Origin of the sequence: Microbacterium sp. STN6, from assembly GCF_026410545.1 — a bacterium.
GTDB lineage: Bacteria > Actinomycetota > Actinomycetes > Actinomycetales > Microbacteriaceae > Root112D2.
On the sequence record NZ_JAPMIT010000004.1, the window covers coordinates 216,332 to 232,054 of the forward strand.

Annotated in this window: 16 protein-coding genes; 14 read left to right on the forward strand and 2 right to left on the reverse strand. The window is 68.4% G+C overall.

All coding sequences use genetic code 11. The annotated features are described in order from the left end of the window. Positions 1-3 precede the first annotated feature (3 nt). Entirely contained in the window at positions 4-834 is an 831-nt protein-coding gene (gene map / locus OSC27_RS13200; protein ID WP_267181935.1) for a type I methionyl aminopeptidase, read from the forward strand. Between the two features lie 108 nt (positions 835-942). On the opposite strand, the gene OSC27_RS13205 is transcribed toward map, so the two are convergent. Further along, positions 943-2,865 carry a BglG family transcription antiterminator gene (locus OSC27_RS13205; protein ID WP_267181936.1) on the reverse strand — a complete coding sequence of 641 codons (1,923 nt, stop codon included), beginning with the start codon at positions 2,863-2,865 and terminating at the stop codon, positions 943-945. A 142-nt stretch (positions 2,866-3,007) separates the two neighbouring features. Between OSC27_RS13205 and OSC27_RS13210 the strand changes: the two genes are divergently transcribed. The 12 genes from OSC27_RS13210 to rplQ all read left to right on the forward strand — a co-directional run bounded on the left by OSC27_RS13210 (position 3,008) and on the right by rplQ (position 12,109). Next, positions 3,008-3,403, forward strand: coding sequence for a PTS sugar transporter subunit IIB (locus OSC27_RS13210; protein WP_267181937.1), 396 nt, complete (start codon positions 3,008-3,010; stop codon positions 3,401-3,403). Between the two features lie 43 nt (positions 3,404-3,446). Beyond that, positions 3,447-3,710, forward strand: coding sequence for an HPr family phosphocarrier protein (locus OSC27_RS13215; RefSeq protein ID WP_267181938.1), 264 nt, complete (start codon positions 3,447-3,449; stop codon positions 3,708-3,710). Between the two features lie 20 nt (positions 3,711-3,730). Beyond that, entirely contained in the window at positions 3,731-5,383 is a 1,653-nt protein-coding gene (ptsP, locus tag OSC27_RS13220; RefSeq protein WP_267181939.1) for a phosphoenolpyruvate--protein phosphotransferase, read from the forward strand. A 31-nt stretch (positions 5,384-5,414) separates the two neighbouring features. Then, positions 5,415-6,926 carry a PTS mannitol transporter subunit IICB gene (locus OSC27_RS13225; protein WP_267181940.1) on the forward strand — a complete coding sequence of 504 codons (1,512 nt, stop codon included), beginning with the start codon at positions 5,415-5,417 and terminating at the stop codon, positions 6,924-6,926. 41 nt (positions 6,927-6,967) lie between these two features. After that, positions 6,968-7,408 (forward strand): PTS sugar transporter subunit IIA, encoded by a 441-nt coding sequence (locus OSC27_RS13230; protein ID WP_267181941.1) that lies wholly within the window; start codon positions 6,968-6,970, stop codon positions 7,406-7,408. Next, a complete protein-coding gene (locus OSC27_RS13235) occupies positions 7,405-8,553 on the forward strand; it encodes a mannitol-1-phosphate 5-dehydrogenase (protein ID WP_267181942.1) in 1,149 nt (382 codons plus the stop codon). Before OSC27_RS13230 ends, OSC27_RS13235 begins: the two co-directional genes overlap by 4 nt. A gap of 187 nt (positions 8,554-8,740) precedes the next feature. Then, positions 8,741-8,962 (forward strand): translation initiation factor IF-1, encoded by a 222-nt coding sequence (gene infA, locus OSC27_RS13240; protein WP_021759551.1) that lies wholly within the window; start codon positions 8,741-8,743, stop codon positions 8,960-8,962. A gap of 107 nt (positions 8,963-9,069) precedes the next feature. Beyond that, positions 9,070-9,183, forward strand: a complete 114-nt coding sequence (rpmJ, locus tag OSC27_RS13245; RefSeq protein WP_267181943.1) for a 50S ribosomal protein L36 — start codon at positions 9,070-9,072, stop codon at positions 9,181-9,183. A 206-nt stretch (positions 9,184-9,389) separates the two neighbouring features. After that, positions 9,390-9,764: a 30S ribosomal protein S13 gene (gene rpsM / locus OSC27_RS13250; RefSeq protein ID WP_267181944.1), complete on the forward strand. Its 375-nt coding sequence runs from the start codon at positions 9,390-9,392 to the stop codon at positions 9,762-9,764. A 44-nt stretch (positions 9,765-9,808) separates the two neighbouring features. Then, complete coding sequence (gene rpsK / locus OSC27_RS13255; protein WP_055821293.1) at positions 9,809-10,207, forward strand: 30S ribosomal protein S11; 399 nt, start codon at positions 9,809-9,811, stop codon at positions 10,205-10,207. A gap of 185 nt (positions 10,208-10,392) precedes the next feature. Continuing rightward, the gene (locus OSC27_RS13260) at positions 10,393-11,385 is read left to right on the forward strand and encodes a DNA-directed RNA polymerase subunit alpha (RefSeq protein WP_267181945.1); all 993 of its coding nucleotides are present in this window, start codon (positions 10,393-10,395) and stop codon (positions 11,383-11,385) included. 49 nt (positions 11,386-11,434) lie between these two features. Then, positions 11,435-12,109: a 50S ribosomal protein L17 gene (gene rplQ, locus OSC27_RS13265; RefSeq protein WP_267181946.1), complete on the forward strand. Its 675-nt coding sequence runs from the start codon at positions 11,435-11,437 to the stop codon at positions 12,107-12,109. 324 nt (positions 12,110-12,433) lie between these two features. Here rplQ and OSC27_RS13270 read toward each other — a convergent pair whose 3' ends face one another. Further along, on the reverse strand, positions 12,434-14,530 hold the full coding sequence (locus tag OSC27_RS13270) for an acyltransferase family protein (RefSeq protein WP_267181947.1): 2,097 nt from the start codon (positions 14,528-14,530) through the stop codon (positions 12,434-12,436). Between the two features lie 145 nt (positions 14,531-14,675). Here OSC27_RS13270 and OSC27_RS13275 point away from each other — a divergent pair, with 145 nt between their 5' ends. Continuing rightward, positions 14,676-15,671, forward strand: a complete 996-nt coding sequence (locus OSC27_RS13275) for a tRNA pseudouridine synthase A (RefSeq protein WP_267182179.1) — start codon at positions 14,676-14,678, stop codon at positions 15,669-15,671. The last annotated feature ends 52 nt before the right edge of the window (positions 15,672-15,723 follow it).

The window sequence follows — 15,723 nt, forward strand, 5'->3', positions numbered from 1 at the left end:
GTCGTGAGCCTGCGTCACTCGATCTACAAGTCGCCCGCCCAGCTTCGCCTCATGCTCGAGCCGGGCCTGGCCACGGCAGCCTCGCTTGACGCGGTGGCTGGGGCGATCCGCGCGGGGGTCACGACGGCCGAGCTGGATGCGCTGGCCGAGCAGGCCATCCGTTCCCGCGGCGGCGCACCGAACTTCATGCTCGAGCCCGGCTACCACCACACCGTGTGCGCCTCGGTCAACGAGGAGGTCGTGCACGGCATCCCCGGCGAGCGCGTGCTGGAGCCGGGCGACATCGTCTCGATCGACAGCGGGGCGATCCTCGGGGGCTGGAACGGCGACGCGGCGCGCACCTTCGTCGTGCCGGACCCCGCGCATCCGCAGGTCGTCGCCGAGCGCAACCGTCTCAACGACGTGACCGAGCGCTCGCTGTGGCATGGCATCGCCGCGCTCTCCCGCGCCTCGCACCTGAATGAGGTCGGCGCTGCGATCGAGGATTCCGTGCGCGGCGAGTCCGACTACGGGATCCTGACCGATTACGTGGGGCACGGCATCGGCCGGCGCATGCACGAGGACCCGCCCGTGTTCAACTACCGGGTCCGTCAGAAGGGGCCCGAGGTGCGGCCCGGGCTCGTGGTGGCGATCGAGCCGATGATCGTGATCGGCAGCCCGGACACCTCGGTGCGCGAGGACGGTTGGACCGTCGTGACCGACGACGGTGGCGCGGCCGCCCATTGGGAGCACAGCGTTGCCGTGCACAAGGACGGCATCTGGGTGCTCACGGCGGCTGACGGCGGCGCCGCGGGGCTCGCGCCGTTCGGCATCACGCCCGTTCCCGTGGCCTAACCGCTCGGGTCTCGACGCGCTCGCGGCACGAGCTAGTCGACCGGCGAAAAGTGATCGACCCCGGTGGTCGAGTAGCGTGGCACGCGCGTAGCGAGACCGGCCGCGCGCTCAGCTGTCGATGCCGCGCACGAGCTCCTCGATGAACGTGGGGAAGTCGACCGCGCGCGCGATGATGCGCCGCACCACGTCGCGGTCCGAGAACACGTCGACGAACTGGTCGAACACCGCCTGGAACGCGCTGCGCCCGCTCGCGCTGAACGCGATGAGCGCGATCACGTGCACGCGGTTCTCGCCCCACGGCATGGGCTGCTCGTTCACCACGATCGCGATGGCGGTGCGGCTCGCCGTCATCGTCATCGAATGCGGCACGGCCAGGTCGTCCGTGAAGGCGGTCGACGAGAGGGCCTCGCGGGCGACCGCGGACTCGATGTACGCATCATCGACGATGCCGGCCACGCGCATCCGCTCGCCCAAGGCACGGATCATGGCGGCGTCGTCCTCCGCGTGGAAGTTGCGCAGGAACAGCGACGGGTCGAAGAACTGCAGCAGCTGTTCCTTGATCCTGGCCCGGTGACGGATGCGCCGCACACGTGCGGCGGCCCGGCGCAGCGCCTCGACGTCGGCCTGCGTCAGGAACGGCTGGATCACCACCACCCGGTCGCTCATCGGCGCCCCCGGCAGCGTCGTCACCACGAGGTCTGCGGCCAGCTGCGCCCACTCGACGTCGGTGCGGGTGATCACGATCTCGACCTGCAGCTCGTCGCCGAGCGATTCCTCGATGCGCCGGCGAAGATCGACGTGCATGTCGTAGTAGTTGGGGCACACGATCGCGCAGGTGACACGCTCGCGACGCCGCGCCTGCCGCTCGAGGTACGAGCCGACGTGCAGGGCGATGTAGGCGATCTCGTCGTCGTTCACATCAATGTGCGCGTAGCCCTGCAGCTCGCTCGCGATGAAGACCGCGAGCTCGTAGATCATGGGAAAACCGGTCTTGATCGACCGCGTCATCGGGTTGCGTGAGAAGCTGTCGTCCCTGGCGCGGGCGATGAGGTTCGCGACATGCAGCGAGAGCCGCACCATGAAATCCTCGTCGTCGAGATCGACGAGATACTCCTCGTTCACGCGCTTCACGATGCGCCGCACCTCGCCAAGGTGCTCCGGGGTGACGTATTCGTCGACGACGGTTTGCACCGGTGCACCGTGCCCGGGCGTCACCACCCGCGTCGTCAGCAGCATGGCCAGGTAGTCGAGGTCGGCACCGCTGAGTTCCACCGCGAAATGGCGGCGGATGAGCGCCTCGAGCTGCCCCGAGATCTCCACCACGCGCGGCGGCACCTCCGCCCGAGGTCGCCCCGGCCCTGACGGCGCGATGGCTGCCCGGTCGACCGCGATGGCCACGTGCAGCAGCACGTTGTCGACGCCGTACTCGTTGACGAAGTAGCCGTTCTCGTCGAGCATCGCCATGAGGTCGGTCTTGAACGCGCCGAGGTCGACCGAGGTGAACTCCTCCTGAATGCTGCTGAGGCGAACGAAGCGCTGCGCGTTCTCGTCCCGGAAGATGCGGCTCAGCATGCGCCGCAGGTCGTACTCGCCGCCGGCGAGCGTCACGGTGCTGCCGTGTCGCACGAGCGAGAGACGGCACTCTTCGGCGAGGGTTTTGACCTTGCGCAGGTCTGCCTCGATGGTCGACTCGCTCACGAACAGGCTGTCCGAGAGGTCGTGCACGTCGAGGCCCTCGGGCGCGTCAGCGAGCCGCCTCGTCAGGTGGTACATGCGCTCCTGCGGTGTATCAGGCGAGGCCTCTCGGCCAGAAGCCTGTGCGAGGAAAGCCGCGTACGACTCTCGGTCGAGGCGGTAGCCCTCCGTCGACGACTCGATCACCTCGAGCGGCGCGGCCATCGACTTCACCGCGGTCACGTAGCTGCGCACGCTGCGCGTCGTCACGCCCAGCCGGCCAGCCAACTCGGCAGCGGTGAGCCAGCCGTCGGCCTGCGAGAGGTGCTCCAGCAGGCGGTCATGTCTGTCGCTCATCGCTCTCCCTGCGACGAGTTAACCACGTTGGGCCGCCGGCGTGCCCGCACACCCCCTTCCGGGGGTGCGGAAGAAGGTCTGTTGGAGACGCCGCCGCACCCTCACGCATCATGAGATGACCGATCAACGCGAGGAGGCGCCCATGACGAAGATCATCGTCGTCTGTGGCGCCGGAGCGTCAAGCACGTTCCTCGCCCACCGCATCAACCGACGCGCCGGTGCCGCGCATCTGAGCCTCAGCGCACAGGCCGCGACGGCCTCCGACTACCTGCTGAGGCTCGCCGACGGCGACGTGCTGCTCGTCGGGCCCCAGCTCGGTGCACAGTTCGATGAGATCACCGAGCGGGCGCACGAGCGGCACGCGTACACGGCTCTGCTGCCGGCCACCATCTACGGGCCGGGCGGCGACGAGGAGGCCCTCTCGATCGCGGACGGACTGATCGCGAGCGCCGACCTCGACGACAACGACGAGAACAGTGACAACCACGACGACGGCGACCGCGCCAGCGGCCCCGACCACACAAGCAGGGCAGAGTAGACGGTAAACGCTGCACCATACCGGCTACACGAGGGAGTACATCATGGCTGAACGAACGGTTCGCATCGCATCCGCTCACGGACTGCACGCGAGGCCTGCGTCGCTGTTCACGCAGGCGGTGGCGCGGGCGGGTATGCCCGTGGAGATCGGCAAGGGCGAGAAGGCGGTCAACGCCGCGAGCATCCTCGGTGTCATCTCCCTCGGCATCGACAAGGACGACGAGGTGCGCCTGAGCGCCGACGGCGAAAACGCCGAGGCGGTTCTCGACGAGCTGGTCGGTCTGCTCACGACCGACCACGACGCCTGACGCGAGCGGAGACGGTGAGAATGGACTACCAGGGATCAGGGATCGGCACGGGCGTTGCGCTCGGGCCGGTACTGCGGATGCCGGAGCCTCTGCCCGAGCCCCGGAACGAGCCGCGCACGGCCGACGCCGACGAGGAGAAGGCGAGGGCGGCGACGGCGCTGAGCGAGACGAGCGAGCACATCACCGCCCGGGGTCTTGAGGCGGGCGGTGCCGCCAAGGAGGTGCTCGAGGCGCAGGCGATGATGGCCGCTGACCCGTCGCTGCTCGAGGATGTCAACGCGCGCATCGAGGGCGGCTCGACGGCGGAGCGCGCCGTGTTCGAGGCGTTCGCCGGCTTTCGCGACATGCTCGTCGGCCTCGGCGGCTACATGGCCGAGCGAGCCACCGACCTCGACGACGTCTCGCAGCGCGTGATCGCGCGCCTGTGCGGCGTTCCGGCCCCCGGCGTGCCCGAGTCGCCGACCCCGTTCGTGCTGGTCGCCCGCGATCTGGCGCCGGCGGATACCGCGCTGCTCGATCTCGACAAGGTGCTCGCGCTCGTCACGAGCGATGGCGGGCCGACCTCGCACACCGCAATTCTCGCCCGGGAGAAGTCGATCGTCGCTGTCGTCGGCGCATCCGGCGCGCTGCAGATCGAGGAGGGCGCGACCGTGGTCGTCGACGCCGCGGCCGGGCTGGTCACAGTCGACCCGGACGACGCGCGGCGCGACGAGGCTGAGCGGGCCATCGCCGAGCGCCGCACGCGTGCCGAGGCGCCGGTGACACCGGGCGCTCTCGCCGACGGCACGCCGGTGCCCTTGCTGGCCAACCTTGGCAGCGCGGCAGGTGCGGCGGATGCGGTGGCGAAGGGTGCGGAGGGTGTCGGCCTGTTCCGCACCGAGTTCCTCTTCCTCGACGCCGCCGAGGCGCCGAGCGTCGAGGCGCAGCGCGAGCAGTACTCCCAGGTGCTCGCCGCGTTCGGCGGCCGCAAGGTCGTCGTGCGGGCCCTCGACGCCGGGGCCGACAAGCCCCTGAAGTTCCTGAACGACCAGCACGAGGAGAACCCTGCTCTCGGCCTGCGCGGGTTGCGGTCCCTGCGGGCGAGCGAGCAGATTCTGCGCGACCAGCTCACGGCGCTGGCCGAGGCTGCGGCGGCGAACGAGGCCGACGTGCAGGTCATGGCCCCCATGGTCGCCACCGTCGAGGAGGCCGCGTACTTCGCCGACCTCGCCCACGAGCTCGGCCTCGCGACGGCGGGCGTCATGATCGAGATCCCCGCGGCGGCGCTGCTGGCCGAGCGCGTGCTCGCCGTGTGCGACTTCGCGAGCATCGGCACGAACGACCTCACGCAGTACACAATGGCCGCCGATCGGATGCTCGGCACCGTCTCGTCGTACCAGAGCCCCTGGCACCCGGCTGTGCTGCGCCTCGTCGCCGAGGTCGGTGCGGCGGGTGCGCGGCTCGGCAAGCCCGTCGGCATCTGCGGCGAGGCGGCCGCCGATCCGCTTCTGGCCGTCGTGCTCGTGGGGCTCGGCGCGACGAGCCTGTCGATGTCGCCGGCCGCGCTCGCCGACGTGCGCGCCCAGCTGGCCGCGGTCTCGCTCGATGAGGCCAGGAACCTGTCGTCCGTCGCTCTCGCTGCCGCGAGTGCGGAGGAAGCACACGCCGCCGTGCGTGCGGCACTCACCCGATAGCAGTACCACTGATGAAATGGAGCATCACATCATGACAACGACGTCCCCAGCGACGAAAGCGGGCGGTGGAGCCAGAGTCGGCATCCAGCGCTTCGGAGCTTTCCTGAGCGGCATGATCATGCCCAACATCGCGGCCTTCATCGCCTGGGGCCTCATCACGGCGTTCTTCATCCCCACCGGATGGACGCCGAACGAGGCTCTGGGCAGCATGGTCTCCCCGATGATCACGTACCTGCTGCCGCTGCTCATCGCCAACACCGCGGGCCGCATGGTCTACGGCACGCGAGGCGGCGTGGTCGCCGCGATCGCGACGATGGGCGTGATCGTGGGCGCCGACATCCCCATGTTCATCGGCGCCATGATCGTCGGCCCGATCGCCGCGTGGCTCATGAAGAAGATCGACGCGATCTGGGACGGCAAGATCAAGCCCGGATTCGAGATGCTCGTCGACAACTTCTCCGCCGGCATCCTCGGGGCCATTCTCGCGATCCTCGCCTGGCTGGGAATCTCGCCCGCGGTCACGTGGATCAGCAATATTCTCTCCGAGGCTGTGCACTGGCTGATCAACGCCGGCCTGCTTCCGCTCGTGAGCATCTTCATCGAGCCGGGCAAGGTGCTGTTCCTGAACAACGCCATCAACCACGGCGTGCTCGACGCCATCGGGATTCAGGATGTCGACAAGACCGGCAAGTCGATCGCGTTCCTGCTCGAGGCGAACCCCGGCCCCGGCCTCGGTCTGCTTCTGGCGTTCTCGGTCTTCGGCGTCGGCCTCTCGAAGGCCAGCGCGCCGGGTGCCATCATCATCCAGTTCTTCGGCGGCATCCACGAGATCTACTTCCCGTACGTGCTCATGAAGCCGATCCTGGTGCTGTCGGTCATCTTCGGTGGCATGACCGGTGTGGCGATCAACGTGGCGTTCGGCTCGGGCCTTCGCGCTCCTGCCTCTCCTGGCAGCATCATCGCGGTTCTCATCAACACGGCGAGCGACAGCTACGTCGGCGTGATCCTCTCGGTGGTCGGTGCGGCGGCGGTGTCGTTCATCATCGCGGCGATCATCCTGCGTGCAAGCCGCAAGAAGGACCTCGCGGCCGAGGCGGCCGGCAACGCCGACACCTTCGGCGCCGCCGTGGCGCAGACCGAGGCCAACAAGGGCAAGAAGAGTTCGGTTCTTGGCAACCTGCGTGAGGAGGACCGCGAGACGGTCGCCGGGGCCGCCGGTGTGGCCGAGGGCACCGCGACGGTGACCGAGCAGCGGGTGCAGAGCATCGTGTTCGCGTGCGACGCCGGCATGGGCTCGAGCGCGATGGGCGCATCCGTTCTGCGAAACAAGATCAAGAAGGCCGGCATCAGCGATGTCACGGTCGTCAATAAGTCGATCGCGAACCTCGAGGACGAGTTCGACCTCGTGGTCACGCACAAGGATCTGACAGATCGGGCGAAGCCGTACACGCCGAGCGCTCGGCATGTCTCTGTCGACAACTTCATGAACTCGCCGAGGTATGACGAGATCGTGGAACTGGTCAAGCAGCAGCACGACCAGTAGGGCATGCTTCAGGAATAGGTGAAGAGAAGGGCAGGAGCCTCATGAGCGAGAACGTATTGTCACTCGGGTCGATTTGCGTCACGGGCACGGCGACGAGCCGCGACGACGCCATCCGCGAAGCGGGCAGAGCGCTCGTGGCCGCGGGGGCGGTGACACCCGAGTACGTCGACTACATGCTCGAACGTGAGGCTTCTGTTTCCACCTACATGGGCAACTACCTCGCCATTCCGCATGGCACGAACGAGGGCAAGGAGACGATCCTCGCCTCCGCGCTCTCGTTCGTGCGCTACCCGTCTCCCATCGACTGGGACGGCAACGAGGTGCGCTTCGTGGTCGGCATTGCCGGCAAGGAGAACGGCCACCTCGACATCCTGTCGAAGATCGCCATCATCTTCAGCGACGAGGACGAGGTCGCGAAGCTGCTCGACGCCGACTCGGCCGAAGAGATCTTCGCCCTGCTCGGCGACGTCAACGAGTCATGAAGGCCGTTCACTTCGGCGCAGGCAACATCGGCCGCGGCTTCGTCGGGCTCATCCTGCACAAGGCCGGCTACGATCTCGTGTTCGCCGATGTCAACGAGCAGCTCATCGACGCGCTCGCCGCCGCCGACTCGTACCGGGTGCACGAGGTCGGCGCCAACTCGCGCGACTGGAGTGTCACAGGCTTCCGGGCGCTCAACAGCTCCACCCACGAGAGCGATGTGGTGGCCGAGGTCGCCACGGCCGACGTGGTCACCTGTGCGGTTGGCCCCAACATTCTGCGGTTCATCGCGCCGGTCATCGCCTCCGGCATCCTGGCGCGCGACTCCTCGTTGCCGCCGCTCACCGTCATGGCGTGCGAGAACGCCATCAACGCCACCGACGCACTGAAGGCCCACGTTCTCGAGAACGCGCAGGCGGATGCCGCGGCCGTCACCGGCCGCGCGATCTTCGCGAACACCGCCGTCGATCGCATCGTGCCGAACCAGGACCCCTCGGCGGGCCTCGACGTCACGGTCGAGGACTTCTTCGAGTGGGCGGTCGAGGCCGGCCCGTTCGACGGCGCACCACCGCTCATCCCCGACGCTCATTTCGTTGACGACCTCGCGCCGTACATCGAGCGCAAGCTCTTCACCGTGAACACGGGTCACGCCACCCTCGCGTATCACGCGGCCGCAGCGGGAGCCGCGACGCTCGCCGAGGCCATGACGATCCCGTCGGTCGCCGACGAGGTGCGCGCCGTGCTGGGTGAGACGAAGGCGCTGCTCGTGGCCAAGCACGGCTTCGCTGAGGCGGTGCAGCAGGAGTACGTCGATCGCAACCTCGCCCGGTTCGCGAACCCGCACCTGCCGGACACTCCGGAGCGCGTCGGCCGGCAGCCGCTGCGCAAGCTCTCTCGGCACGAACGGTTCGTCGGTCCGGCGGCCGAGCTCGCCGAGAGGAACCTCGGTGTCGACGCCCTCCTTCGTGCCATCGGCGCCGCCCTGCGTTTCGACGTGGAGAGCGACCTCGAGAGCGTCGAGCTTCGTGCACTCCTGGTGAGCGCCTCACCGCGTGCCTTCACTGAGCAGGTGACCGGGCTGGATGCGCAGCATCCGCTCTTCGACCGCGTCGTCGATGTCGTGGCCGCCGCCCGCGCCGCGGCCTGAGCCCGGCGCGCCGCCTGTCGGGTTGTGCTCCGCTCGGTTTGCGAGTATGGGGGCAGAGGCATAAGATTGATCTTTGGTGCTTTGTGCACGTTTGCGTGCGCCCGCCGTCTTCGGATGCCTCGGGCCGAACGAAGCGCCACAATCCCCGCATGACCAGCAGACAAAAACTTTTAGCGACAGTGAGGCTATGGCCAAAAAAGACGGTGTCATTGAGATCGAAGGCTCAGTGGTCGAAGCTCTGCCCAACGCGATGTTCCGCGTTGAGTTGACCAACGGTCACAAGGTTCTCGCCCACATTTCGGGCAAGATGCGCCAGCACTACATCCGCATCCTTCCTGAGGACCGCGTGATCGTGGAGTTGAGCCCTTACGATCTGACCCGCGGCCGGATCGTCTATCGCTACAAGTAATACGTCTGCTGCACAAGTAACGGCCTGCTCCTGGGTCTCGGTACACGCGCTATGCGCGCTACTCGACCACGGGGACGCGGGTACGAGGACAGCGAAAAGGAAAGAACATGAAGGTCAAGCCCTCCGTCAAGAGGATCTGCGACAAGTGCAAGGTCATCCGCCGCAACGGCCGCGTGATGGTCATCTGCGAGAACCCACGCCACAAGCAGCGTCAGGGCTGATCAGCGAAGGTCATTTCTGGCCTTCGCAGCCGTGACGCGGACGACCGTCCGGGTCGTCCGGTCCCGTGGATTGCACAACTCGATTTCATAACTGAACATACGAACAGAGCGGCACCAGGAACTCGCCTTGGCGAGGGACACCCAAGGTTGGAGGCCTTGGCACCGGAGCCGTCCATTACCTCCACTCACTCACAGGAGAAGCCACTATGGCACGTCTAGCCGGCGTCGACATCCCGCGCGAGAAGCGCGTGGAAGTTGCACTGACGTACATCTACGGTGTTGGCCGCACGAGGGCGTTGAAGACCCTCGCCGACACCGCGATCGACGGGAACATCCGCGTCAAGGATCTTTCCGACGACCAGCTCATCGCCCTTCGCGATTACATCGAGGGCAACTTCAAGGTAGAAGGTGACCTCCGTCGCGAGGTCGCCGCCGACATCCGTCGCAAGGTCGAGATCGGCAGCTACGAGGGTATCCGCCACCGTAAGGGCCTCCCGGTTCGCGGTCAGCGCACCAAGACCAACGCTCGTACCCGCAAGGGCCCGAAGCGCACCGTGGCCGGCAAGAAGAAGGCGCGCTAGGCCCCCGGCCAGCGTCCTCACGCCCTTAGGATTCAGGAGAAATCATGGCAGCACCCAAGTCGGCCGTTCGCAAGCCGCGCAAGAAGGAAAAGAAGAACATCGCCGTGGGCCAGGCCCACATCAAGTCGACCTTCAACAACACCATCGTCTCGATCACCGACACCACCGGTGCGGTCATCAGCTGGGCGTCCTCCGGTGGAGTTGGCTTCAAGGGGTCGCGCAAGTCGACCCCGTTCGCCGCACAGCTGGCCGCCGAGTCAGCCGCGCGCCAGGCGCAGGAGCACGGCATGAAGAAGGTCGACGTCTTCGTCAAGGGCCCCGGCTCGGGCCGCGAGACCGCTATCCGCTCGCTTCAGGCCGCTGGCCTCGAGGTCGGCTCGATCAACGACGTCACCCCGCAGGCGCACAACGGCTGCCGGCCGCCCAAGCGTCGTCGCGTCTGAACGCTCTTCATGTTGGTTGAGGAGCGAGCGCCAGCGAGCGTCTCGAAACGCCTCTGCGCCGACAGGAGGAGCATCGCGGTTTCGAGACCCTCGTACCTCGCTCCTCAACCCACCCAGCTTTCATAACTCAATACCTCACTCACGCAAGTGTCATATAGCGGACACTTGGCCGAAAGGAATCAACAGTGCTCATTGCACAGCGTCCAACGCTCGCCGAAGAGAACATCTCGGAGTTCCGCTCGCGGTTCATCATCGAGCCGCTCGAGCCCGGCTTCGGGTACACCCTCGGCAACTCCCTGCGCCGCACCCTGCTCTCGTCGATCCCGGGCGCTGCGGTCACCAGCATCCGCATCGACGGCGTGCTGCACGAGTTCAGCACCGTTCCCGGTGTGAAGGAAGATGTCACCGAGATCATCCTGAACATCAAGGGTCTCGTCGTCTCGAGCGAGCACGACGAGCCGATCACCGCGTACCTGCGCAAGACGGGTGCCGGTCAGGTGACGGCGGCCGACATCTCCGCTCCCGCGGGTGTCGAGATCCACAACCCCGAGCTCGTCATCGCGACGCTCAACGACTCGGCGAAGTTCGAGGTCGAGCTGACCATCGAGCGCGGCCGCGGCTACGTCTCGGCGACCCAGAACCGCAACGAGTACAGCGAGGCCGGTCAGATCCCGATCGACTCGATCTACTCGCCCGTGCTCAAGGTCACCTACCGCGTGGAGGCCACGCGTGCCGGTGAGCGCACCGACTTCGACCGCCTCGTGGTCGACGTGGAGACCAAGCCGGCCATCAGCCCGCGCGATGCAATCGCATCCGCAGGCCGCACCCTGACCGAGCTGTTCGGTCTGGCGCGCGAGCTGAACAATCAGGCTGAGGGCATCGAGATCGGCCCGGCGCCGGTCGACGCGGTTCTCAGCTCTGAGCTGTCGATGCCGATCGAAGACCTGGACCTCTCGGTTCGCTCGTACAACTGCCTCAAGCGTGAGGGCATCAACAACGTCTCGGAGCTCGTGTCGCTCTCAGAGACGCAGCTGATGAACATCCGCAACTTCGGTCAGAAGTCGGTCGACGAGGTCAAGGACAAGCTCACCGAGATGGGCCTGACGCTGAAGGACTCGGTTCCCGGTTTCGACGGGGCGCACTTCTACAGCGGCTACGAAGAAGAAGAGACCAACTAGGCGCTGGTATCCCCGCCTGACTGACCACCTTTAGTACTGGAGAAAACCAATGCCTAAGCCGACCAAGGGTCCCCGCCTCGGAGGCGGTCCTGCCCACGAGCGCCTGCTGCTCGCCAACCTGGCCGCCGCCCTGTTCACCCACAAGTCGATCAAGACGACCGAGACGAAGGCCAAGCGCCTGCGCCCGATCGCTGAGCGGCTGATCACGTTCGCCAAGCGCGGCGACCTGCACTCGCGCCGCCGCGTGCTTGCCACCATCGGCGACAAGACGGTTGTGCACGAGCTGTTCACGCAGATCGCGCCGCTCGTCGCCGAGCGTGAGGGCGGCTACACCCGCATCACGAAGCTCGGGTTCCGCAAGGGCGACAACGCATCCATGGTGCAGATCGAGCTCGTTCTGGAGCCCGTGGCGCCCAAGCGCAAGCCGGCCAAGGCCGCCGCGCCGAAGGCCCAGAAGCCGGCCGAGGAGGCCGCGGCTGAGCCCGAGGCCGCAGCTGCCGCGGATGCTGCTGCTGCTGGTGACGCGGATGCCGCTGGTGCTGCTGACGCGGACGCTGCGGGTGCCGCCGCGGATTCCGCTGATGCGGATGCCGCCGCCGCGACTGAGGCCGACGCCCCCGTCGAGGAGGCTCCGGTGGAGGCCGCGCAGGCCGACGCCGCCGCTGACGCGGACGCCGCCGAGGCGGATGCCGCTGCCGAAGACGCGAAGCCCGCGGCCGAGTAACACCAGCCGAACGAAAAGCCCCGACCGCCCTTGGCGGCCGGGGCTTTTCGCATCCGCTCGGTTGCCGCGCTTCGCTGGCCGCCAAACCGCCCCCGAAGCCGTGAGTGGCCAAAAGTCGCCCTCATTTCACGTTTTGAGGGCAATTTTTGGCCGCTCGCGAGCGCTCGGGCCGGTGTGCGGCGTGCTCGGGCGGGCGGGTGGCGTGCTCGGGGTGGGTGGCGTGCTCGGCGGGCGGGGCGGGTGCTCGGGTGGACGGCACGCTCGGCTGCGGCTGGCCGGCGGGTGGGCAGGCGTTCGGGCGCGAGCAGCACGGCCCGGCTCGCCTCAGCCGGCGGGCGGGGCGGGTGTCTGGGGCCGAGTGGGAGCAGGCGTTGAGGTGGGCGCCGCAGAGGCCGGACGCGCGGCCGGCACGTGCGGGTCGATCAGGAACCAGCGCGCCGGTGGCTGGTCGACCAGCCGCTGCAGCGCGTCTCGCACGGTGGCGGCGTAGATGCGCCCGCCCGCCTGCCCGGGGTGGATCTGGTCGGGGGCGAGCAGGTCGATGTGGCTCGCGATGGCCGCGTGCCAGTCCGCGACAGCCACCTGCTGGCGCCGACGATCGAAGTCGACGAGGGCCGAATTGACACCGTCCGTCCAGCTGCGCGGCGCCTGCGCTGTGACGAGAACGATCTTGCGCTCGGGGCCGGCGGCGCGGCTCACCTCATCGAGCGACTGCTCAGAGATCGGCCCGTTCGTGCCGAGTCCGAGAACCAGAACCGGCCGCAGCGTGCCGGCAGCCGCCATCGCGCGCACCAGGTCTGGCGCCGCTCGCATCTGGCGCGAGACGACCGCATCGATCGAGATGCCCGGGAACGTCTCGGCGAGCTCCGGCGTCGAGGCGAGCATCACTGAGTCCCCGATCGCCGAGATGTCGGTGCCGGGCGGCAGCGGATGATGGCCGTCGGCGGCAGCGTCAGTCTGCGACGCCGCGCCGCCCGTTCCTGGCGTCGGCGCCGCGCTCGAGGCGCCTGCGCCGGGGCTGGGGGAGCCGGCACCGCGATCGCCCGGCGAGGTTCCGTGGCGAGCGGATGCCGGCGCATCCGCTTGATGGTCGTGAATCGCCCTCATGCCTCTCTCGACGAGCGCCTGTGCCTGCGTCATGCGTGGAGCGGTGGCGACGGCGACCGTGGTGCCGGCGAGGCCCGCGATGAGCACCAGTGCGCACACCGCCGCAAGCGGCCGGCGCGCGGGGGCCCGCAGAACCCGAAGCAGCGCGCGAACGGAGCGGCGCAGGCCGCGCCGACGGATCGGCTGTTCGAGGTAGCGATACGAGAGGAACGCGGCGCCGGCCGTGATCGCGATTGTGAGCACGCCCGCCGCCAGCCGGCCCTCGCCGCGGCTACTCGGCGGCAGCCCCATCGCCGCACCGACGAGAAGCAGCACCGGCCAGTGCCAGAGATACAGGCCGTACGAACGCTCGCCGATGACGCGCAGAGGTGCGATGTCGAGCGCGCGCCCAAGACTGGAACGCGGCGTCACGGAGGCCCAGATGACGAGTGCCGTGAGAATGCTGACGGCCATGAGGCCGCCGCGGTAGGTGAGCGCCGCGTCATCGTGCAGCCACCATGCGGCGAAGCCGACGACGGCGAGGGCGAGAACGCCGACGATGGGCAGGCGCCGGCGCACGAACTCCTGCACCCGCGTCTCTCCAGCGTCGAGGTCGAACGGCCGCAGGCGCCCGAGGCAGAGGGCGAGCGTCGCACCGACGGCCAGGCCGAAGCTGTGCGCATCGGTGCCGAAATAGACGCGGGTGGGGTCGTCGCCGACCACGAACTGCAGGCCCATCGCGGCCGCCGACGCCACACCGAGCGCGGCAACCAGACCCGCTCGCAGCCACGGAGCGCGCAGCACGAGCAGCCCGATCATGATGAGCGGCCACACGAGGTAGAACTGCTCCTCGACCGCGAGCGACCAGAGGTTGCGGAACAGCTCGGGCGCGTCCTGAGAGAAGTAGCTGCCGCCCGAGACGATGTCGATCCAGTTGCTGCTGAAGGTCGCGGCCCCGATAACCTGCCTGCCGATGCCCACGAGTACATCGCCGCCGAGCGCCCACGCGGCCGTGCAGCAGGCAAGAACGAGGGCGACGAGTGCCGGCAGCAGGCGTCTGGCTCGCCTCGACCAGAACCGTCGCAGGCTGATGCGCCCCGAGCGGTCCCGCTCGTCCACCAGCAGCGAGGTGATGAGGAACCCGCTGATCACGAAGAACACGTCGACGCCGATGAACCCGCCCGGCAGCGCATCCGGGAAGAGGTGGTAGACGATCACCGCGATCACCGCGAGGGCACGCAGCCCGTCGAGGCCGGCGAGGTGCCGTCTGGGGTGCGCGGAAGCCGGGCGCGGCAGGGCACTGCCGGCGACGAGGGCGCGCGAAGAAGTCGTCATGAATACGTGGGGCGAGGCGGTGAGGAGACTCCACGATAACAACCGTTCCTGACCTTTTAGACTGACTACCGTGAGCGAGGAGCGGGCTGGGAGCGAGGCGCGGGCGCGGGGCGCTGAGGCGACGGATGCTGCCGCCGACCGGGCGCTGCGGCGCATCCGTCTCGACATCGCCTATGACGGCACCGGGTTTCGGGGCTGGGGCCGCCAGCCGAATCTGCGCACCGTGCAGGGCGAACTGGAGGAAGCGCTGGCGACCATATTCCGCCGGCTGCAGCCGACGCCGACGCTGACGGTGGCGGGGCGTACGGATGCCGGAGTGCACGCCGTCGGTCAGGTCGCCCACGTCGACCTCGACCCCGCACAGCTCGGCGCCCTGCGGCGGCGGGGTGGCACCGGGGCTCGGGACCGCGGTCCGGCGGGGGAGTCGGCCGGTGCGTCGACGGGCGAGCGGGCCGAGGCTGCCGACCCGTCGACGGGCGAGCGGGCTGAGGCGGCGCCGGAAGAGCGGATCGCGCCCAACGTTGCGACGCCGAGTGATGCGGCCCACGTGCTCGCGCACCGCCTCAACGGGGTGCTCGGCGCCTATTCAGACGTGGTGGTCACGCGCGGCTCATTCGCGCCCGACGGCTTCGACGCGCGATTCTCCGCGGTGTGGCGCCGCTACCGCTATCGCATTGCCGACGCCGTCTCGGGCCGGAACCCGCTCGATCGGCATCGCACGGCGTGGCACGCGGCCGCGCTCGACGCCGGCGCGATGAACGCCGCGGCGGCGAGCCTCGTCGGCCTGCACGACTTCGCGTCGTACTGCAAGCCACGCGAGGGCGCCACGACGATCCGGACACTGCAGGAGTTCGGCTGGAGCCGCGACGACGACGGCGTTCTCGTGGCCAGGCTGCAGGCGGACGCGTTCTGCCACAGCATGGTGCGTGCGCTCGTCGGCGCATGCGTGGCGGTGGGCGAGGGCAAGCTCGAGGTGCGTGACGTGGTTCTGCTGCGGGATGTCGCCGAGCGCACCAGCGCGTTCACCGTCATGCCCGCGCGTGGGCTCACCCTCATGGAGGTCGGGTATCCGCCGGATGACGCGCTGGCCGCGCGGGCAGCGCAGACGCGCGCTCTGCGCGTGCTGCCATCCGTAGTTTGACCGGTGCCTGAGGGTGCCGTAACATAGACCCTTGGTGTCTGCGCTCCTGTGG